Source organism: Streptomyces caatingaensis (assembly GCF_001187435.1).
Taxonomy (GTDB): domain Bacteria; phylum Actinomycetota; class Actinomycetes; order Streptomycetales; family Streptomycetaceae; genus Streptomyces; species Streptomyces caatingaensis.
Map to the genome: position 1 here is coordinate 305,092 of NZ_LFXA01000013.1, position 22,099 is coordinate 327,190.

7 protein-coding genes and 1 riboswitch are annotated in these 22,099 nt (G+C 71.9%); of the genes, 3 read left to right on the forward strand and 4 right to left on the reverse strand.

The features are described from left to right. Positions 1 to 78 precede the first annotated feature (78 nt). Positions 79 to 1,728 carry an NRAMP family divalent metal transporter gene (locus AC230_RS20675; protein WP_049717780.1) on the reverse strand — a complete coding sequence of 550 codons (1,650 nt, stop codon included), beginning with the start codon at positions 1,726 to 1,728 and terminating at the stop codon, positions 79 to 81. 304 nt (positions 1,729 to 2,032) lie between these two features. Further along, positions 2,033 to 2,206: riboswitch (M-box (ykoK) riboswitch) on the reverse strand. A 281-nt stretch (positions 2,207 to 2,487) separates the two neighbouring features. Between AC230_RS20675 and AC230_RS20680 the strand changes: the two genes are divergently transcribed. Together AC230_RS20680 and AC230_RS20685 are read left to right on the forward strand one after the other, a co-directional pair. Further along, positions 2,488 to 4,245 carry an ABC transporter permease gene (locus AC230_RS20680; RefSeq protein WP_049717781.1) on the forward strand — a complete coding sequence of 586 codons (1,758 nt, stop codon included), beginning with the start codon at positions 2,488 to 2,490 and terminating at the stop codon, positions 4,243 to 4,245. A 36-nt stretch (positions 4,246 to 4,281) separates the two neighbouring features. Beyond that, the gene (locus AC230_RS20685) at positions 4,282 to 5,664 is read left to right on the forward strand and encodes an ABC transporter ATP-binding protein (protein WP_078871438.1); all 1,383 of its coding nucleotides are present in this window, start codon (positions 4,282 to 4,284) and stop codon (positions 5,662 to 5,664) included. Between the two features lie 12 nt (positions 5,665 to 5,676). Here the strand turns inward: AC230_RS20685 and AC230_RS20690 are convergent, their stop codons facing one another. Then, the gene (locus tag AC230_RS20690) at positions 5,677 to 6,186 is read right to left on the reverse strand and encodes a DUF6069 family protein (RefSeq protein ID WP_049717782.1); all 510 of its coding nucleotides are present in this window, start codon (positions 6,184 to 6,186) and stop codon (positions 5,677 to 5,679) included. 153 nt (positions 6,187 to 6,339) lie between these two features. On the opposite strand from AC230_RS20690, the gene AC230_RS20695 reads away from it, so the two are divergent. Next, positions 6,340 to 7,500 (forward strand): acyl-CoA dehydrogenase family protein, encoded by a 1,161-nt coding sequence (locus AC230_RS20695; protein ID WP_049717783.1) that lies wholly within the window; start codon positions 6,340 to 6,342, stop codon positions 7,498 to 7,500. A gap of 88 nt (positions 7,501 to 7,588) precedes the next feature. On the opposite strand, the gene AC230_RS32125 is transcribed toward AC230_RS20695, so the two are convergent. Both AC230_RS32125 and AC230_RS20705 read right to left on the reverse strand, forming a co-directional pair. Then, positions 7,589 to 10,219 carry a type I polyketide synthase gene (locus AC230_RS32125; protein ID WP_049717784.1) on the reverse strand — a complete coding sequence of 877 codons (2,631 nt, stop codon included), beginning with the start codon at positions 10,217 to 10,219 and terminating at the stop codon, positions 7,589 to 7,591. Continuing rightward, positions 10,111 to 22,032, reverse strand: a complete 11,922-nt coding sequence (locus AC230_RS20705) for an SDR family NAD(P)-dependent oxidoreductase (protein WP_338399819.1) — start codon at positions 22,030 to 22,032, stop codon at positions 10,111 to 10,113. The genes AC230_RS32125 and AC230_RS20705 overlap by 109 nt, the downstream gene beginning before the upstream one ends. Positions 22,033 to 22,099: the final 67 nt, after the last annotated feature.

Consider the following 22,099-nt stretch of genomic DNA (forward strand, 5'->3'; position numbering starts at 1 on the left):
GAAGGCCGTCAGGCCGGACCGGTGGCGGCAGAGCCCGGGCGGCGCAGCCCGGCGCCGTCAACGGGCTGCGCGGGTCGGTCAGTTGCCCGTCGCGAGCTGCACGACGCGGACGACGACCAGGACCATCGCGGCGAACAGATAGGTGCGCAGCGCGGTCAGGCCGACCCTGCGGCCGGTGGAGACGAGGGGCCTGGGCAGCCGTTCCAGCGGCGGCATCCGCCAGTTCTCCTTGCCGGTGCGGTCCACGGGTCCGGCCGGGGCCCAGCCCTTGCGGCGGCGCCGGGTCTCGGCGTAGCCGAGGGCGAGGATGCCGGCGACGCCGCAGACGCCCATGATGTCGAGGATCGCGCCGGAGGTGAGGTCCGGGAAGAGGACGGCGGCGGTCAGGACGACCGAGAGGGTGACCAGGGCGGCGACGACGAGGGACGTGAAGACGTTCATGGCGCGTCCGTTGACCCAGGGGCCCAGGACGGCCTTGTCGTTGCAGAGCAGGAGCAGGAAGACGGTGGCGGAGGGGAGCAGGACGCCGGCGAGGGTCTGGACGCCCTCGGTGAGCAGGCCGAGCGGGGAGCCCGGGATGATCACGATGACGGCGGCGGCGAGGACGAGTCCGGCGAAGACGGCGTAGAAACCCTTGGCGCCCTTGATGCCGCGGTGCAGGGAGTGCTTGAGGCCGAGGACGTCGCCGATGGCGTAGGCGGTCGACAGGGAGACGGCGGCGGCGCCGATGACGGAGGCGTCGAGCAGGGCGACGGCGAAGAGCACGCCGGCGGTCCTGCCCGCGTACCGCTCCAGGCCGTGGGCGATGTCACCGGCGTCGGTGAAGTGGCCGGACTCCGCGTGCCCGGCGAACGCGGCGGCGCAGAAGCCCATCATGGCGGCGGCGCCGATGACGACGATCGCGATGCCGATCCACAGGTCGGCCTTCTCGTAGCGCATGAAGCGCGGGGTGATGCGCTTGTCGATGACGTAGGACTGCTGGAAGAACAGCTGCCAGGGCGCGACCGTCGTGCCGACGATGGCGATGATCAGCAGCATGACGTCGGAGAGCTGGGAGTTCTTCGGCAGGCCGGGCACGACGAAGTCGTGGGCCATCTGTCCGGCGCCGGGGTGGACGAGGAAGTAGACCGGGATCAGCAGCAGCGAGCCCGCGCACAGGAGCACGGCGGTGCGCTCGAAGCGGCGGAAGGAGCCGGTGGACGCGGCGGCGACGACGATCGCGGCGGCCAGCAGCACGCCGGGCACCTTGGGCAGGCCGAGGTAGCCGACCGCGAGGGTGATGCCGATGAACTCGGTGACGAGGGTGAGCGCGTTGAGCAGGAACAGGTCGATGACCGAGAAGGCGCCCCAGAACTTCCCGAACCGCTCCAGGATCAGCCGGGCGTGCCCGACGCCGGTGACCGCGCCGAGCCGCAGCACCATTTCCTGGTTGACGTACAGCACCGGTACGAGCAGGAGCAGCGTCCACAGGAGGCCGGTGCCGTAGTTCTGCCCGGCCTGGGTGTAGGTGCCGAAGGCGCCGGCGTCGTTGTCGCCGACCATCACGATCAGGCCGGGGCCGACGATGGCGAGGAGCGTCCTGAGCTTGGCGGACAGCCCCTTGCGGGGGGCGGTGTCGTCCACCCTGATGGTGCCGAGCGCGCCGTGGATGTCGCCGGCGTGGGCGTCGTCGAGGACGGCCGTGCGCGGTGCGGGCACGGCCGGGGCGGTGGTGGTCAGGTCGGTCATGGCAGCCTCCCGGGTCCCCCGGCGGGGGAGGTCGGGGCACACGGCGGCGCTCTCCCCCGCGGGCGGGCAGCACGAGGACCCGGGGCGGCGGGGTCGCCGCACCGAGGGGGCGCAGTGCTGTGGCGCGCGTGGGCGCGGGGAAGGGCGGTTACCGCGTACCGGAGGTCGACGAGGACGTACGGATGCGGGGCCCGGTGAGGCCCGGACTACTGTGACTTCGATCCATGTCTCTCGCCTCCTCCCGGCCGGGGCGCGCGCGGGCGCCATGACGGACGCGGCAAGGAGCGGACCGGCCCGTGCGGCCGGTTCACCCCGACTCGTCAGAGCTTTGGCACTGCACGGCGTAATCCCCTGGCGCGGGAAGCCACTTGGGATCACCCCTTGAGCCGGGGAGATCTGTCCTGACCCTGGGCGTCTCTCGACGTCGTGGGGTCAGTGGCCTGTGTCCGTACAGACGCCTCACCGAACGAGGTGCCTCTTCAAACCTCCACGAGTGTGCCCGTACTTGCGCAACGGCGCAACTATTTGACCCAGTCTTGACACGGACCGCCGCCGGGACGGAAGGCGCCGCCCGCGATATTTGCGCAACAGTGCAACAAATGGTGATACTGCTCGCGACACGTCCCGTCCCCTGCGCCATCAGCGCAGGTCACAGCAGACGCAGCCGCCCTTGCAACCCTTCCGTCCCATCCCCGGGCCCGCCCGCCACGGTCGCGGCACGGGACGATCTGTGCCCAGAGTGTGGTCGGAGGTTGTGTGATGTTGCCGTTCCCCACGGGCCCCGCCGCCGCCCGCACGTCCCTGCCGTCCCGCATCGCAGGCCGGATGTCCCGCATGACCTGGGTCGACGTGGTGGTCGCCGCCGCCGTGCTCGTGCTGCTCTACATCACCCTGCGGGTGGGGCAGGGAACGACGGTCCGGTTCTCCACCAGCCAGTCGGTGAAGATCGACACACACCCGTCGCAGCTGCCCTACGACGCGGCCCGGAGCCTGCTGCGCATGTTCGTCGCACTGACCGCCTCCACCGTCTTCACCTTCCTCTACGCCTGCGCCGCGGCCCGCAGCCGCCGCCTCGAACGGATCCTGATCCCGGCCCTCGACATCCTCCAGTCGGTCCCGGTGCTCGGCTTCCTCACCGTCGCCGTCACCGGCTTCATCGCCCTGTTCCCCGGCTCCATGCTCGGCCTGGAGTGCGCGTCCATCTTCGCGATCTTCACCTCGCAGGCATGGAACATGACCTTCGGCTTCTACCACTCCCTCACCTCGCTCCCCCGCGAACTCGACGAGCTCTCCCGCTCGTTCCGCTTCACCCGGTGGATGCGCTTCTGGAAGGTGGAGGTGCCCGCCGGGGCCATCGGCCTGGTCTGGAACGGCATGATGAGCTTCGGCGGCGGCTGGTTCTTCCTCGTCGCCTCCGAGGCCATCAGCGTCAGCAACAAGGACTACGCCCTGCCCGGCGTCGGCTCGTACGCCGGCGCCGCCATCGCCGACGGCGACCTCGGCAGGATCGGCTGGGCCATCCTCACCATGGCCGTCATGGTCATCGGCGTCAACTTCTTCTTCTGGCGCCCCCTGACGGCCTGGGCCGAGAAGTTCAAGAACGAGCAGTCCGAGGCGGGCGAGATCCAGCGCAGCGTCGTCCTCGACTTCCTGCGCCGCTCCAACTGGCCGCGCCTGCTGGGCCGTCTGCTGCGACCCGTCGGGCACGGGCTCAACCGCGCGGGCCGCGTCCTGGGCGTCGACGACCGCCCCCTCGCCCCGGACCACCGGCGGCGGCGCACCGGCGACATCGCCTTCGCCGTCGTGGCCGGCGGACTGATCCTGTGGGGCCTGGCCGACCTCGTCGGCTACCTCAGCGACCGCACCGGGCTCGGCGTCTTCGGCGAACCCCTCCTGCTCGGCCTGGCCACCCTCGCCCGCGTCGCCGTGGTGGTCGTCGGCTCCACCCTGATCTGGGTGCCGATCGGCGTACGGATCGGGTTCTCGCCCAGGCTGACCCGCATCGCCCAGCCCCTCGTCCAGGTCCTGGCCAGCTTCCCCGCCAACTTCCTCTTCCCGCTCGCCGTCTGGTTCTTCCTCAGGACCGGACTGTCGATCGACGTCGGCGGCGTCCTGCTGATGGCCCTGGGCGCCCAGTGGTACATCCTCTTCAACACCATCGCCGGCGCCATGTCGATCCCGACCGACCTGCGCGAGGCCATGGACGACCTGGGCGTCCGCGGCCGGCAGCGCTGGAAGCGCCTGATCCTCCCCGGCATCTTCCCGTCCTACGTCACCGGCGGCATCACCGCCTCCGGCGGCGCCTGGAACGCCTCCATCGTCGCCGAGATCGTCCCCTTCGGCGCCACCACCCTCACCGCCACCGGCCTCGGCGCGTACATCTCCCACGCCACCGCCACCGGCGACTTCCCGCACCTGATCGCGGGCGTCGCCGTGATGAGCCTCTACGTCGTCGGGCTCAACCGCCTCTTCTGGCGCCGCCTCCACCGCCTCGCCGAGACCCGCTACGCCTCCTGACCCCGTCCGCCACCGAACACAGCAAGGGAGCCCCTCATGGTCCTGAGCGCCCTGCGCAACCTGCGCCCCGGCCGGGCCGCCGGGACGGCCCACCGGCCCCCGCGCCCGGCGGACGGCGACGTCCTGCTCGCCGCCACCGGCCTGACCAAGTCCTACGCGGGAGCCGACGGCGAACTGCCCGTCCTCACCGGCATCGACCTGGAGGTCCGGGCCGGCGAGATCGTCGCCCTGCTCGGCAAGTCCGGCTCCGGCAAGTCCACCCTGCTGCGCTGCCTGGCCGGGCTCGTCCCGCCCAGCTCGGGCACGGTCGCCTACCGCGGCGAGCCCCTGACCGGCGCCAACCCCGGTACCGCCATGGTCTTCCAGACCTTCGCGCTCCTGCCCTGGCTCACCGTCCAGCAGAACGTCGAACTCGGCCTGGAGGCCCGCGGCGTCCCCGCCGCCCGCCGCGCCGAGGCCGCGCTCCGGGCCATCGACCTCATCGGCCTCGACGGCTTCGAATCCGCCTACCCCAAGGAGCTCTCCGGCGGCATGCGCCAACGCGTCGGCTTCGCCCGGGCACTGGTCGTCGAACCGGACGTCCTGATGATGGACGAGCCCTTCTCCGCCCTCGACGTCCTCACCGCCGAGAACCTGCGCGGCGAACTCATGGAGCTGTGGGAGTCCGGCCAGTTCCCCACCCGCGCCGTCGTCCTGGTCACCCACAACATCGAGGAGGCCGTCCTCATGACCGACCGCATCGTCGTCCTCGGCTCCCGCCCCGGCACCATCCGCGAGACCTTCGACGTCCCGCTGGACCACCCCCGCGACCGCAACTCCCCCGCCTTCGACGACCTCATCGACCGCGTCTACCGCACCATGACCGGCCGCCCCAAGGTGACCCGCGTCCCCGGCCGCACCGACACCGTCGAGGCCGAGAAGCGCACCCCCGCCAACACGCCGCTGCCCACCGCCGGCGTCGACGGGCTGTCCGGCCTGGTCGAGATGGTCGAACACCGCGGCGGCCGCTGCGACCTGGCCGACCTGGCCGAGGAACTGGGCCTGGAGGTCGACGACATCCTCCCCCTCGTGGACGCCCTCGACCTCCTCTGCCTCGGCAAGGTCAGCGGCGACGACCTGGTCCTGACCGAACGCGGCACGGCCTTCGCCGGCGCCGACGTCCAGCAGTCCAAGAAGATCTTCGCCGAGGCCGTCCGCGACGTACCGCTCGTCAAACTCATCACCACCAGCCTCCGCCAGAACCCGGACAGCACCCTGCGCGCCGGCTTCTTCCGCGACCTCCTCGCCCACCACTACACGAGCGAACAGGTCGGGCAGCAGCTCGAGACCGCCACCGACTGGGGCCGCTACGCCGAGCTCTACTCCTACGACGCCGACCGCCAGGAATACCGCCTCGATGAAGCCGGAATCCCCGGGTGAGCCTGGGCCCGGTCAGCGGCTCCCGGGCCGGTCGGCCCCGGCCACGCCGGAGGCGGCGGCGGACAGCAGACCGGTGATCGTCGCCCCGATCACGCAATACACCGCGGCGGTACCGAACTTCGTGGCGGTCCCGATGCCCGTCGTGAACGGCAGGAGCATCATCGCGGCGGTGACCAGCAGCGTGATCGAGACGAAGAAGCGGGCCGGCTGGGCCGTGGTCACCAGCAGCAGGTGGACGAGCCCGGTGGCGACCAGGGCCGCGCCGGCCGCGACCGCGGCCAGGTACCCGGTGGTCACATCCCCCCAGGCGCCCGCGTGCCGCGGGGCGAAGACGGCGACGTCGAACACGCCGCGCACGAGCAGCGTGGCCACGACCGCGGCGAGCGCGGCGACCACGGCGGTGGCGACCCCCGTGGCCCACAGCCGGCCCGCGTCCACCGGCGGCCGGGAGGGCCCGCCCCGGCGGTCGTCACGGTGATACCCGGGTGCCGGGCGGTCGCCGTAGTAGGAGGGGCCTGTCATGACGTCACCTCGAAGGCGGTTGCGGATCGGACCGGACGGGACCACCGGCCGTGGCTACTGAACGGATGCCCGTCGGCAGCCGTCCCAAAGCCTGCCCCTCGGGCACGACCGCCACCGCGAACGCGCCCGCGTACGCGGGTACAGTCCCCTCCCATGGGGACAGCCGGCACGGACGCACTGGTCGAACTGCTGCGGCGCAACGCCGCCCGCACCGAGGACGACCGGCGGGTCGCCGAGGAGAACATCACGGCCCTCCAGGAGGCGGGCCTCCTCCGGCTCCTGCTCCCCCGGCGGTTCGGCGGCCGGCAGGAGAGCATCCGCACCCTCGTCGAGACGGCGTCCGAACTGGGCCGCGGCTGCGGCTCCACCGCCTGGACCACCTCACTGATCAACATCGCCGCCTGGATCACCGGCCTCTACCCCGAACGCGCACAGCGCGAGGTCTACGGGACCGACCCCCACGCCCGCGCCTGCACCGCCCTCCCGCCCGCCGCGACGACCCGGGCGACGGACGGCGGCCAGACCGTCACCGGCCGCTGGGGCTTCGTCTCCGGCTGCCTCCACGCCCAGTGGGCCCTGCTCGGCATACCGGTCACCGGCACGTCGGGCGAACGGCTGGACCAGGGACTGGCGTTGGTCCCGATGTCCGAGCTGTCCGTCGAGGACACCTGGCACGTGGCCGGCATGCGCGGCACCGGCAGCCACACCCTCGTCGCGGACGACGTCTTCGTCCCCGCACACCGCATCCTGTCCGTGACCAGGGCTCGGGAGGGCGCGTACCCGACCGAGTTCACGGACGAGCCCCTGTACCGCGCCGCCTTCGTCCCCGTACTCGCCCTGTCCCTCGTCGGCCCCCAACTGGGCATGGCCCGCGGCGCGCTGGAATACGTCCTGTCCTCGCTCGGGACGGGACGCGGCATTTCGCACACCTTCTACGCCGACGCGCGCGAGGCCCCCTCCACCCACACCCAACTCGCCGACGCCGCCCAGCTGATCGACACCGCCGCCCTGCACCTCACCCGCGCGGCGGACGACGTCGACCGCTGGGCGGCCGAGGGACGCCCCATGCCCCTCCCCGACCGGGCCCGCGTCCGCATGGACGCCGCCACCGTCGCCCGCCGCTCACGGGAGGCGCTCGACCTCCTCCTCACCCTCGAGGGCGCCAGGAGCTTCGCCGAGACCAGCCCACTGCAACGCTTCTGGCGCGACCTGGAGACCGCCGGCCGGCACGCGCTGCTCAATCCGTCCGCGACGGGCGAGGTGTACGGCCGGACGCTGCTCGGCGTCGAGGAGCAGATCAGCGCGTTGATCTGACGGTGTTCCAACGGTGGTCCGACGCCCGGGGCAGTGGCCCTGCGCCGCGCGGGCCCGGCTGCGGAGAACCCCGCGGGGCGTCCGTCCGTCAGGGGCCGTCGCCGCCACCGGAGTGCTGGTCGGGGATGTCGGTGGTGTTGGTGGTACCGGCGGTGTCGGTGTTGTCGATACTCACGACGTTGTCGATGTTGTCGATCAGTTGGAACATCTCCTCGTCCGACGCCGTTTCGAGCTCCGCGCCGATGTCATGGGCACCGGCGGCCCCGTCCTCCGGGCCGGTCAGCCGCCCGGCCAGCACCCGCAGCCTCTTCGCCAGGACCGTGCGCTGGGCGGCGCCGAGCGAAGCGCGGGAGAGCGCCGCCTCCAGTCGTTCGACCTCCGCGAGCCCCGGTTCGGAGCCGGGGGCGAGAACGCCGTCGTCCCCCAGGAGTTCGCGGAGCAAACGGAGCAAGTGAGCGGCGAGCGCGGTGGAGGTGGGGTGGTCGAAGGCGAGGGTGGACGGAAGGCGCAGACCCGTGTCGGCGTGCAGCCCGTTGCGCAGCTCGACGGCGGCGAGCGAGTCGAACCCGAGGTCGCGGAAGGCCGCGTGCGGATCGATGGCCGCGGGCCCCGGGTGGCCCAGGACGGCGGCGACCCGGCTGCGGACGAGGTCGAGCATCACCTCCTGCCGCCCTGCGGCGTTCTTCCCCGCCAGACGCCTGCGCAGGGATTCGACGCCCCCTTCCGAGGCCGTCGCCGCGCGGGCACGCCGCGCGGGCGCCCGGACGAGGTTCCGGAAGAGCGGCGGCACGGCCTCCCCCGACCAGGCCCTCCGGGTGTCCAGCCGCACGGGAAGCAGCGCCGGGAGTCCACTGAGCAGGGAGGCGTCGAACAGGGAGAGCGCCTCCCCCGTCACCATCGGCCTGATCCCCGTCCGCACCATACGATCGCGGTCGCCACGCCCCAGGCGGCCGGTCATCCCGCTCGTCTCCTCCTCCCACAGCCCCCACGCCAGGGAGAGCGCGGGCAGGCCCCCGGCCCGACGGTGATGGGCCAGGGCGTCCAGGAAGGCATTGGCAGCAGCGTAGTTGGCCTGGCCGAGCGAGCCGAAGGTGCCGGCGGCCGAGGAGTACATGACGAAGGCGGAGAGATCCGGCGCATTACGGGTGAGCTCGTGCAGGTGGACGGCGGCGTCGGCCTTGGGGGCGAGGACGTCGTCGAGGTGCTCGGACGTGAGAGAGGCCAGGGTGGCGTCATGCAGCACACCCGCCACATGGACGACCCCGGTCAGCGGGTGATCGGCGGGCACACTCTCCAGGACCGCCGCCAAGGCGCCCCGGTCACCCACGTCGCAAGCCGTGATCGTCACTTCGGCCGCGCCCGCCTCGATCAGCTCGTCGCCCAGCGTCCCGGCCCCCGGAGCGGCCGGGCCGCTCCGGCTGACCAGCAGCAGGTGGCGCACGCCGTGCACGACGACCAGATGCCGCGCCAGCGCGGCGCCCAGGGCCCCGGTCCCTCCGGTGATCAGGACCGTACCGGTGGGTCCGAACGCGACCGGTGGTGCGCCGGTGGAGGTCTTGAAGGGAGCTTTGCCGTCGGAGAGTTGGGCTGGAACTGGTGGTGACGGCGGTTCCACTGGAACCCGTGACAGGCGCGGCACCAGGAGCTCCCCGGCGCGGAGAGCGCCTTGGGACTCTCCGCGGGTACCGAGCGCCGCGACGGCGGAACGGACTTTCTCGACCTCCTCGCCCGCGCCGAAAGAACCGCCCTCCGCCCCTGCCTCGACGCCCACATCGAGCAGGACGATACGGCCCGGGTTCTCCGACTGAGCGGAGCGGACCAGCCCCCATACCGCCGCACCGGCCAGATCCGTCACGTCCTCACCCGGCGACGCCGCCACGGCGCCCCGGGTGACGACCGCAAGCCGCGTGCCGTCGTACCGGCTGTCACCCGCCCACGCCTGAACTGCCTCCAGCACCGCAAGGACCGCGCCATGCACGGCGGATACCAGCCCACCGTCAGGGTGTGGGGCCCGAACGGGAAGCAGGAACCACCCCGTCGGCACCCGGCCTTCCGCCTCCAAGGCCGCCGCGTGTTCGGCGGGGTCCGTGAACACGCCGCACATCGCGTCCGGATGTCGTAGCAGTCCGAGGAGCAGGGCGTTGTCGGAGAAGGGGCCGATGTCCCACGCCATGGCAGGGCCGGGCGGTTCCTCCCCTTCTCCGTCTCCCCCCCGAAGCACTTGCTGCCACTCCAGGCTGTAGAGGGATTCGTGCCGTCGCGCCCCCGAGGCCGCGCGCAGCGCCTCCGGTGGCAACGGCCGCAGCTCCAGGGATTTCACCTCTGCCACGGGCCTGTTGGCCTCGTCGAAGAGCGCCAGCCGCACGGAGGGCTGATCGCCGTGCAGTGGACCGGGGGACAACCTGACGCGCAGGACGCTGGGACCGGTCCCGTGCAGCGTGACCCCGGAGAAGGAGAAGGGCACTGAGGCACCGGTCATGCCGGTCCGTGGGGACTCGTCCTGCACTCCGGTCGCGGGTCCGAGGAGGGCGGCGGCGTGCAGGGCGGCGTCCATCAGCGCCGGGTGCAGACCGAAGTGACGTGCTTCACGCGCCTCCTCGTCTGCCAGCGTCACCTCCGCGAGGACGTCCGCCCCGTGCCGCCACACAGCGCCGAGCCCCTGAAAGGCGGGCCCGTACTCCAACCCGGCTGCTGCCAATGCGGTGTACAGCTCCCGCACTTGGTCTGGGGACAGCATCTCCGCTTCGGGTGGTGGCCAGGGGGTGTTGTTGGTGGGGGTGTGGGGGTGGGGTGGGGGGTGAGGGTGGCGGTGGCGTGGAGGGTCCAGGGGGTGGTCTGGTCGTCGGGGGTGGTGTTGGTGTGGATGGTGAGTTGGCGTTGGCCGTGGGTGTTGGTTGGGGTGGTGGTGATTTGGAGGGTGGTGGGGTGGGTGGGGTGGAGGGGGAGGGGGGTGTGGAGGGTGAGTTCTTGGATGTGGGGGGTGGTGGTGTGGTGGGCGGTGTGGAGGGCGAGTTCGAGGAAGGCGGTGCCGGGGAGGAGGGGGGTGCCGGCGATGGTGTGGTCGGCGAGCCAGGGGTGGGTGGTCAGGCTGACCTGCCCGGTGAACAGGTGGGTGTCACCGTCGGTGAGGGTGAGGGTGGCGCCGAGGAAGGGGTGGTGGGCGGGTTGCAGGCCGGCGGTGGTCACGTCTCCCGTGCCGGGGGGTGCGGTGAGCCAGTAGCGCTGGTGTTGGAAGGGGTAGGTGGGCAGATCGACATGCCGGGCAGAGGGCGTATGGGTGGCCCAGTTGATTGTCTGGGCGTGGGTGTGGAGGTGGGCGAGGTGGGTGAGGAGGGTGTGGGTGTCGTTGCGGTCGCGGCGGAGGCTGCCGGTGATGACGGGGGGTGGGGGTGTGTGGTCGTTGAGTGCGGTGATGAGGGTGGGGTGGGGGCTGCACTCGATGAAGGTCTGGTGGCCTTGGGTGGTGAGGGTGGTGATGGCTTCGGTGAAGCGGACGGGGTGGCGCAGGTTGCGGTACCAGTACCCGGCATCCAGACCTGTGGTGTCGGTCCAGGCGTTGTCGAGGGTGGAGTAGAAGGGGACGGCGGCGGGTTGGGGGGTGATGTGGGCCAGAAGACCGGCGAGTTGGTCTTCAAGGGGGGTGATGTGAGGGCAGTGGGAAGCGTAGGTGACGGGGATGCGCCGCGCCCGCACCCCCTCATGGCGGCAGTGGTTCAGCAATTCGTCCAGCGCATCGGCATCCCCCGACACAGCGGTGCTTGCAGGGCTGTTGTGCGCGGCCACCCACAGCCGACCCTCCCAGTGCTCATCGAGCAGGGCGGCTGTTTGGTCTGCGGGGAGGGCGAGCGAGGCCATGCCGCCGGTGCCGTGCAGGGATTGCAGTACCTGGGCGCGCAGGGCCACGACGGCTGCGGCGTCCGGCAACGACAGCGCCCCGGCCACGTGGGCCGCTGCGATCTCGCCCTGCGAATGCCCGACGACCGCGTCCGGTACCACTCCGTACGACCGCCACACCGCCGCGAGTGCGACCATCACCGCGAACAGCAGCGGCTGGACGACTTCGACTCGCTCCCACGCGGCGTCCTCTGCCGGCCGGCTCAGCATGTCGGGTACCGCCCACCCGGTATGCGGTTCCAGCGCCTGGGCGCACTGGTCCAGGGCGGTGGCGAACGCGGGTGAGGATTCCCGCAACTGGAGACCCATTCCGGCCCATTGGCCGCCCTGACCGGGGAAGACGAAGACGGTCTTGTACCCCTCCGCGCCGGGGGGTGGGCTGCCGTGCACGAGGGCGGGGTGCTCCTCACCCGCCGCCAGGGCTTCCAGCCCGTCGAGGTAGCCGTCCCGGTCCTCGGCGAGGATGACGGCCCGGTGATCGAACACCGACCGGCCCACCGCCAGCGCACGCCCCACATCCGGCAGCGACAGGTCGGGGTGGGCGGCGACGAACGCCCGCAGCGCCCTCGCCTGGTCCCTCAGCCCCTGCTCGGTCTTCCCCGACACCGGCCACGCCCACGGCCCCGCCGGCACCGCCAACTCCTCCTCATCAGACGGCTCTTCGACGGGCGCCTGCTCAAGGATCACGTGCGCGTTGGTCCCACTCACCCCGAACGACGACACACCCGCCCGCCGAGGCCGCCCCGTCTCCGGCCACGGCACCGCCTCCCTCAACAACTCCACCGCACCCGCCGACCAATCCACATGCGGCGACGGCTCCTCCACGTGCAGGGTGGAGGGAAGGTGACCATGACGCAGAGCCATGACCATTTTGATGACGCCCGCCACACCGGAAGCGGCCTGGGTGTGGCCGATGTTGGACTTCACCGACCCCAGCCACAACGGCCGTCCCTCGGGGCGCTCTTGACCGTAGGTGGCAAGGAGGGCCTGCGCCTCGATCGGATCCCCCAGCGTCGTTCCCGTCCCGTGCCCCTCCACCACGTCCACATCACCCGGCCCCAGGCCCGCGCTGGCCAGGGCCTGCCGGATGACCCGCTGCTGCGACGGCCCGTTCGGCGCCGTCAGCCCATTGCTCGCCCCGTCCTGATTGACCGCACTCCCCCGCACCACCGCCAACACCCGATGACCCAGACGCCGCGCATCCGACAACCGCTCCACCAACACCACACCGACACCCTCACCCCAACCAACTCCGTCGGCATCGGCGGCAAACGCCTTGCACCGACCGTCCGGGGACAGCCCCCGCTGCCGCGAGAACTCCACGAACGTCGCCGGTGTGGACATGACGGTGACACCACCGGCGAGGGCCATGGTGCACTCGCCCGACCGCAGGGCCTGACAGGCCAGATGCAGGGCGACGAGGGACGACGAGCAGGCCGTGTCCACCGTGACCGCCGGTCCCTCCAGCCCGAAGGTGTAGGCGATACGGCCCGAGGCGATGCTGCCGGCGTTCCCGTTGCCGAGGTACCCCTCGAAGCCGTCCGGGACGGTGGGGAGGCGGCTGGCGTAGTCGTGGTACATGACTCCGGCGAACACGCCCGTACGGCTGCCCTTCATGGACATGGGGTCGATGCCGGCGCGTTCGAACACCTCCCATGAGGTTTCCAGGAGCAGGCGGTGCTGCGGGTCCATCGCGAGGGCCTCGCGTGGGCTGATACCGAAGAAGGCCAGATCGAAGTCGCCCGCGTCGTAGAGGAAGCCGCCTCGCCGGGTGTAGGAGGTGCCGGGCTGGTCGGGATCGGGGTGGTAGAGGTTGTCGACGTCCCAGCCACGGTCGTCGGGGAAGTCGCCGGTGGCGTCCCGTGACGCGGTGAGCAGCCGCCACAGGTCTTCGGGGGAACGGACCCCGCCGGGGTAGCGGCATGTCGCGCCGATGATCGCGACGGGTTCGTCGCTCACCCGGACGGCGGCGGACGGCAGGGCGGGGCGGTGGTCCGGGTCGTCGATGAGCGCGTGGTTCAGGTGCTCGGCGAGGGCGGCCGGGCTGGGGTGGTCGTAGATCAGACCGGCCGGCAGACGCAGGCCGGTGGCGCTCTGGAGCCGGTTGCGCAGTTCGACCGCCGTCAGCGAGTCGAACCCGAGATCCCGGAAGGAACTCTCCGCACGGACGGTGTCGGCGCTGTCGTGCCCGAGCGTGCTGGCGACGTGCCGACGCACCAGCGCCAGGAGCATCCTCGTGCGCTCCGGGCCGGACTTCCCGGCCAGACGGGCGCGCAGGGCGCCGCCGTTCGCATCTGCCGCGCGCTGTGCGCTGCGGCGCTTCGGTACGCGGACGAGCTTGTGGAAGAGGGGTGGTACCTGCTCGGCTGCCCGGACGGCGGCTGCGTCCACCCGCGCCGGCACCATCACCGGGCGAGCTTCCGGGCCCGACCGGGCACGGTCCCATGCCGCGTCGAACAGCGTCAGTGCTTCCTGCGTGGACAGCGGGGCGATCCCCGAACGGGCAACGCGCGAGCGATCCGTCTCCTGGAGCCGGTCGGCCATGCCTCCCGACTCCTCCCACAAGCCCCAGGCCAGGGACAGCGCCCGCAGCCCCGAGGCACGACGACGATGGGCGAGAGCGTCCAGGACGGCATTGGCGGCGGCGTAGTTGGCCTGGCCGGCCGAACCCATGACACCCGCGACGGAGGAGAAGGTCACAAAGGCGTCGAGCTCCCGACCATCGGCGCCGGTGAGGTCGTGGAGGTGCAGGGCCGCCAGGGCCTTCGGCCGCAGGGTCGTGGCCAGCCGCTGCGGCGTCAGCGACGGCAGTGTGCCGTCGTCCAGCACGCCGGCCAGGTGGAGGACGGCCGTCAACGGATGCTCGGGCGCCACGGATTCCAGCAGCCGCGCTGTGGCTTCGCGGTCGGCCAGGTCGCAGGCGACGATCCGCACCTCCGCCGCGCCGAGCGCGAGCAGTTCCTCGGTCAGTTCTGCGGCGCCCGGGGCCTCCGGGCCCCGCCGCCCGGCCAGGAGCAGGTGCCGGACGCCGTACGACCGGACCACGTGCTTGGCCACCACGGAACCGAGCGCCCCCGTCCCGCCGGTCACCACCACCGTGCCCTCCACGTCGAAGCCCGTGCCCTCCGGCACGTCCGAGGGCCGGGGAACCCGCACCAGGCGCGGCACCAGCACCTGATCGCTCCTCAGCGCCACCTCGGGCTCGCCGCAGGACACCGCCGCCTCGATCCTCGACGCGGCAGCGTCCCAGGCGTCCAGGTCCCCGACGTCGACCACGCCGCCCGCAGTGTTCGCGTCGTCCACATCGAGGAGACAGATCCGGCCGGGGCTCTCCGCCTGCGCGGACCGCACCAGCCCCCGGACCGCCGCGCCCGCCAGGTCCACCACGTCGTCGCCTGCCGTGACGGCCACCGCTCCGCGCGTCACGACGACCAACCGGCTGTCGGCAAAGCGCTCGTCGGCCAGCCAGCCCTGCAACAACGTCAGCGCTTCCGCCGCCACCGCCTCCAGCACCTCCGACGGCTCCCCCTCCACCCCCGCCAGCCCACCGCACGGAGCCACGACCACTTCCGGCACGGACATGCCGGAGGCCACCGCCTCCAGCAGCCCGTCCATGTCCCGGAAAGCCGTCACCACCGTGGCGGCGGGCACGGGCACCGCATCCGGCTCCGAACCCAGAACCACCCACTCGCGACCACGCCGTGAACCCTGCGAAGCACGGGAAGAACCGGTGTCGGCCGGTTGCCACACCACCTCGAACAGCGACTCGTACGTCCCCTCGCCGAACTCAGACCGCAGTTCGTCCATGGAAACGGGCCGCAGCTCCAGAGACTCGACCGAAGCCACTGGCTGCGCTTCCGCGTCCACGATGTGGAGGGACACGGTGTTCCTGGACGTGCGGCTGAGCCGGACCCTCAGCGTCGCCGCCCCCTCGGCGAACAGGGAGACACCGGACCAGCTGAACGGCAGACCACTCTCCTCATCTGCCGTCGCTGTGCCCGGACTTGGGGTTCCAACCAGGGGAACCGCCTGCACGGCCGCGTCGAGAAGCGCGGGATGCAGGGCGAAGCGCGCCGCCTCGCTCAGCGTCTCTTCCTCCAAGCAGACCTCGGCAAAGGTCTCTTCGCCCCGCTGCCAGACCTGCCGCAGCCCTTGGAAGGCCGGGCCGTAGGCAAACCCGGCGGACTCGAACCTCTCGTACAGATCTTCCAGGGGTACAGACACGGCTCCTTGTGGAGGCCATGCCTCCGCTGCCCAGTCACTCCCGTCGCCATCACGGCACGGCTCGTCGGTCAGGACACCTACCGCGTGGCGGATCCAGGATGCTTCCGCCGCTGTACCGGAGCCTGTGGACTCCATCTGGGAGGAATAGATGGTGAGTTGGCGTTGGTGGGGGGTGTTGGTTGGGGTGGTGGTGATTTGGAGGGTGGTGGGGTGGGTGGGGTGGAGGGGGAGGGGTGTGTGGAGGGTGAGTTCTTGGATGTGGGGGGTGGTGGTGTGGTGGGCGGTGTGGAGGGCGAGTTCGAGGAAGGCGGTGCCGGGGAGGAGGGGGGTGCCGGCGATGGTGTGGTCGGCGAGCCAGGGGTGGGTGGTCAGGCTGACCTGCCCGGTGAACAGGTGGGTGTCGTTGTCGGCGAGGGTGAGGGTGGCACTGAGGAAGGGGTGGTGGGCGGGTTGCAGGCCGGCGGTGGTCACGTCTCCCGTGCCGGGGGGTGTGGTGAGCCAGTAGCGCTGGTGCTGGAAGGGGTAGGTGGGTAGGTCGACATGTCGGGCGGGGGCCGTGTGGGTGGTCCAGTTGATGGTGTGGGTGTGGGTGTGGATGTGGGCGAGGGTGGTGAGGAGGGTGTGGGTTTCGGGTTGGTTGGGTTGGAGGAGGGGGTGGGCTTGAAGGTTGGTGTCAGTGAGGTTGTGGTGGGTGAGGGTGGTGAGGGTGTTGTCGGGGCCGAGTTCGAGGTAGGTGGTGACGCCGAGGGTGTGGAGGGCACAGGTGGTGTTCTGGTAGTGGACGGGTTCGCGGGTCTGGTGGGTCCAGTAGTCGGGGGTGAGGAGGGTTTCCGCCGGTGTTGTGCTGCTGATGAGTGGTGTGTGGGGGGTGTGGTAGGTGAGGGTGCTGGTGGTTTCGTGAAGTGGGGGGAGAAGGGGGTCGATGTGGGGTGAGTGGAAGGCGCCGCTGGTGTGGAGGACGGTGGTCTTGCGCCCGAGGTCGTGGAAGTGCCGGACGATGTCGTGGACGGCCTCAGCGTCGCCGGAAACGACGAGTGACGTGGGGCTGTTGACTGCGGCCAGGGAGATGGCGTCCTCCCGGCCTTCCAGCAGGGGGAGGACTTCTTCGGGTGCGGCCTGGAGGCCGGCCATGAGGCCGTCGGTGGGGAGGGTGGCCATGAGCCGTCCGCGCACGGCCACGAGCCGTGCGGCGTCGGGGAGGGTGAGGATTCCGGCGAGGTGTGCTGCGGTGATTTCTCCTAGGGAGTGGCCGGCGAGGTAGTCGGGGGTCAGGCCGAAGGTTTCGGTGATGAGGCGGTGCTGGGCGATTTGCAGGGCGAACAGGGCGGGCTGGGTGTACTGGGTGCGGTGCACCAGCGCTCTCTGCCCCTCCTCCGGCGGTGCGAAGAGGATCTCCCGCAGGGGCTGGTCGAGGTGGGGGTCGAGGTGGGCGCATGCCTCGTCGAGTGCCTCGGCGAAGACGGGGAAGGTTTCGTAGAGTTGGTGTCCCATGCCGGGATACTGGGTGCCCTGTCCCGCGCAGACGAACGCGACCTTGCCACCACCCCCCACCACCGGCCCGTCCCCCACCACCACCCTGGGATGCTCCTCACCCGCCGCCAGAGCTCCCAGCCCGCCGAGGTAACCGTCCCGGTCCTCGGCCAGGACCACCGCCCGGTGATCGAACACCGACCGCCCCGACGCCAGCGCATGCCCCACATCCGCGAGCGACACGTCCGGATGGGCAGCGACGAACGCCCGCAGCGCCCTCGCCTGGTCCCTCAGCCCCTGCTCGGTCTTCCCCGACACCGGCCACGCCCACGGCCCCGGCGACGCCGCAACGACAGGCGACTCCTCGACAGGCGCCTGCTCCAGAATCACGTGCGCGTTGGTCCCACTCACCCCGAACGACGACACACCCGCCCGCCGCGGCCGCCCCGTCTCCGGCCACGGCACCGCCTCCCTCAACAACTCCACCGCACCCGCCGACCAGTCCACATGCGGCGACGGCTCATCGACATGCAACGTCCGAGGCAGAAAACCCTGGCGCAGCGCCATCACCATCTTGATGACCCCCGCCACCCCCGCCGCAGCCTGCGTGTGCCCGATGTTCGACTTCACCGACCCCAGCCACAACGGCCGCCCCTCCACCCGCCCTTGACCATAAGTGGCCAACAACGCCTGCGCCTCGATCGGATCCCCCAGCCTCGTCCCCGTCCCGTGCCCCTCCACCACGTCCACATCACCCGGCCCCAGCCCCGCATTGGCCAGGGCCTGCCGGATGACCCGCTGCTGCGACGGACCATTCGGCGCCGTCAGGCCGTTGCTCGCCCCGTCCTGATTGACCGCACTCCCCCGCACCACCGCCAACACCCGATGCCCCTGACGCCGCGCATCCGACAACCGCTCCACCAACAGCACACCGACACCCTCACCCCAGCCCGTGCCGTCCGCCGCAGCCGAGAACGCCTTGCACCGGCCATCCCGCGCCAGACCACCCTGCCGCGAGAACTCCACGAACGCCCCCGGGGTGCACATCACCGTGACGCCGCCCGCCAGCGCCATCGAGCACTCCCCCGCCCGGACGGCCTGGCAGGCCAGGTGCAGGGCGATGAGGGAGGAGGAACAGGCGGTGTCCACCGAGACGGCCTGGCCTTCCAGACCGAGCACATAGGCGACGCGGCCCGAAGTCACGCTGCCCGACGTACCGGTCAGGACGTAGCCCTCCGCGCCTTCGACGGCCTCGTGCAGGCGCGGTCCGTATTCCTGCGGCATCACCCCGGCGAACACCCCGGTTCGGCTGCCGCGCACCGACACGGGGTCGATGCCGGCGTGCTCGAAGGCCTCCCATGCCGTTTCCAGAAGCAGACGCTGCTGCGGGTCCATGGCCAGGGCCTCGCGCGGGCTGATGCCGAAGAACCCCGCGTCGAACTCGTCGGCGCCGCAGAGGAAACCGCCGTAGCGGGTGGACGAGGAACCGGGCTGGTCCGAGTCCTCGGCGCAGAGCCGTTCCAGGTCCCAGCCGCGGTCCAGGGGGAAGCCGTCCACCGCGTCGATGCCCTCGGACACCAGCTCCCACAGGTCGTCGGAGGAGCGCACTCCTCCGGGGAAGCGGCAGGCCATGCCGACGATCGCCACTGGTTCGTCCGGGCTGCCGGTCACCGTGACGGGAGCCGCCGCATCGGCCCGGCTGCCGGCCGCCGCTCCCAGCAGTTCGTCCCTCAGGTGCCCGGCCAGGAGCAGAGGGGTGGGGTGGTCGAAGGCGAGGGTGGCCGGCAACCGGAGTCCGGTGGCGTTGTTGAGCCGGTTCCGGAGTTCGACGGCCGTCAGCGAGTCGAATCCCATGGTGCGGAAGGCGGCGTCCGCCTGCACCGCCTCGGGGCCGGTGTGGCCCAGGACGATGGCGGCGTGCGTGCGGACGGTGGTCAGCAGAATGTCGGTCTGTTCGGCCGAGCCGCGGCCGGTCAGCCGGGCACGCAGCGAGTCCGGGCCGGCACCCGGCGCGGAGCCGTCGAGGGAGCGGCGTCTCGGGGAGGACAACAGGCCGCGGTAGAACGGCGGCACGTTCTCCTCCGTCTCCTCCGCGAGCGTGTTCTGCACGCGCAGGTGGGCCGGCAGCAGGACGGCCCGCTCCGAGCGGAGGGCGGCGTCGAAGAGGGCGAGGCCGTCCTCCGTGGACAGCGGACGCAGCCCGGAGCGAGCGATTCGGGCGTGGTCGGTGCTGCCGAGGTGGGCGGTCATGCCGCTGGCCTGCTCCCACATGCCCCAGGCGAGGGAGTGTCCGGGGAGTCCCTGGAGGCGGCGGTGGACGGCGAGGGCGTCGAGGTAGGAGTTGGCGGCGGCGTAGTTGGCCTGGCCCGGCGAGCCGAGGAGGCCGGCCGCGGAGGAGTAGGTGACGAAGAAGGCCAGGTCGGCGTCCCGGGTGAGTTCGTGCAGCCATCTGGCCCCGTCGACCTTGGGTGCCAGGACGGTCCGGAGGTGCTCGGGGGTCAGCGCGGGGAGCGTGGCGTCGTCGAGGTGACCGGCCGCGTGGACCACGCCCGTCAGCGGATGCTCCGGGGGGACGGAGGCCAGGAGCCCTGCCAGTGCTCTGCGGTCGGCGGCGTCGCATGCGGTGATCCTCACGTCAGCGCCCGCCGCCGTCAGCTCGGCCCGGAGTTCGGCGGCCCCTTCGGCGGAGGGCCCGCTGCGGCCGGCCAGGATCAGGTGGCGCACCCCCCGGGCCGTCACGAGGTGACGTGCGAGGGCCGCGCCGAGAACTCCCGTGCCCCCGGTGATCAGAACCGTACCGGCCGGGTCGGGTCCGGCCGGAAGGACGAGGACGTTCTTGCCGGTGTGCCGCCCCTGCTGCATGTGGCGGAAGGCGTCGACCGCGCGCCGGGCGTCCCAGCAGGTGAGGGGCTGGGCGTCGAGGGCGCCTCGCGCGAACAGTTCCAGCACCGTTCGCAGGATCGCCCCGATCCGCTCCGCACCGGCCTCCATCAGGTCGTACACCCGGTAGGCCACGCCGGGGTGGGCAGCGGCCACCTCACCGGGGTCCCGCCGGTCCGTCTTACCCATTTCCAGGAACCGGCCGCCGCGCCGCAGCAGTCGAAGCGAGGCATCCGTGAAGGGGCCGGAGAGGCTGTTGAGGACGACGTCCACGCCACGCCCGCCGGTGAGCGAGGTGAAGTGCTCCTCGAAGTCGAGCGTGCGGGACGAGGCGATGCGGTCCCCGGGCACTCCCCGGGACCGCAGCAGCGGCCACTTCGACGGATGGGCCGTGGCGTACACCTCGGCGCCCAGATGACGTGCCAACTGCACGGCGGCGAGGCCCACTCCGCCGGCCGCGGAGTGCACCAGCAGCGCCTCGCCCGGCCGGACGTCCGCCAGGTCGACCATGCCGTAGTACGCGGTCGCGTACACCACCGGCACCGCCGCCGCCTGGGCGAAGGTCCATCCTTCCGGCATGCGGGCCAGCATCGGCCGCTCGGCCACCGCGACCGGCCCGAAAGCCCCTCCGAACACGCCCAGCACCCGGTCCCCGGCACGCAGGTCGGTGACGTCCGCACCGACCTCCAGCACGACGCCGGCCCCTTCGCTGCCCAGCCCCACCTGCTCCGGGACCATGCCCAGGGCCACGAGCACATCCCGGAAGTTGATTCCCGCCGCCCGCACGGCCACCCGCACCTGCGTGGGGGCGAGTTCCGCCGACGCCTCCGGAGCGGGCACCGCCGTCACGTCATCGAGCGACCCGGACGCGCTGCTCTCCAGCCGCCACGGTTCGTCACGCGACCACGCCCCGTCTGCGGCTCTAGCGCGCACGAGCCGGGCCCCCAGCAACCGCCCGGCCCGGACGGCCACTTGGTCTTCGCCGCATCCCGATGCTGCGACCACGGCCGCCCACGACTCGGCCTCGTCCTCCGGCACTTGGGCACCGGCCGCCTCGCCCATGGCCGCGCCCGGATCCACGTCCACGACCTGGAAGCGGCCCGGCTCCTCTGCCTGGGCCGAGCGGACGAGTCCCCAGACGGCGGCCCCGGCCAGGTCCGCCACGTCGTCCCCGTCCTCCGCGGCGACCGCTCCACGGGTCACGACCACGAGCCGGGACGAGCCCAGCGCCTCCTCGCCGAGCCAGCGCTGGAGAAGGGTCAGCATCTGCTCGGTCCTCTCCCGCACTGCGGTCGGCTGCCCCGCGGGAGCGATGCCCTCGGGCGGGAGGGAGAGGACGAAGACCTCGTCCGGGGCGGGTGCACCCGCTTCCACGGCCGCGACCAGCTCGTCCACACCGGCGCAGCACTCCGGCGCGGGCCCAGGCAGTGCGGACAGAGCCGCGAGCAGCCCCGGAGCGGCATGGCCGAGCAGGACGCGACGCCGCGAACCCTCTGGCTCCGGACCCCGGGCGATCGGCACCCAGTCCAGCCCGAACAGCGACTCCTCGACCGCCGACCCGGCGGACCGGAGCGCAGCCATCGACACCGGCCGCGTGACCAGGGAACCGAGGGAGAGGACGGGCAGCCCCTCCGAGTCGGCCACGTCGAGCGCCACGGCGTCCGGACCCAGCGGCCGGACGCGTACGCGCAGCGTCGATACGCCGGTGGCGTAGGCGGACACGTCCCGCCAGGCGAAGGGCAGCCGGGCCTGCTCCTCGTCCGTTGCCACGAGGCAGGTGGCCTGGAGCGCGGCGTCGAGCAGGACGGGGTGCAACCCGTACGAGCCGACCTCGTCGGCGAGTTCCCGAGGCAACCTGACCTCCGCGAGGATGTCGTCGCCGTGTCGCCACGCGGCGGTCAGGGCTTGGAAGGCCGGGCCGTAGGTGAAGTCGGCTTGGGCGAGGCGGTGGTAGAAGTCATCGAGGGGGATGGGGACGGCGTCGGGTGGTGGCCAGGGGGTGTTGTTGGTGGGGGGTGTGGGGGTGGGGTGGGGGTGAGGGTGGCGGTGGCGTGGAGGGTCCAGGGGGTGGTCTGGTCGTCGGGGGTGGTGTTGGTGTGGATGGTGAGTTGGCGTTGGCCGTGGGTGTTGG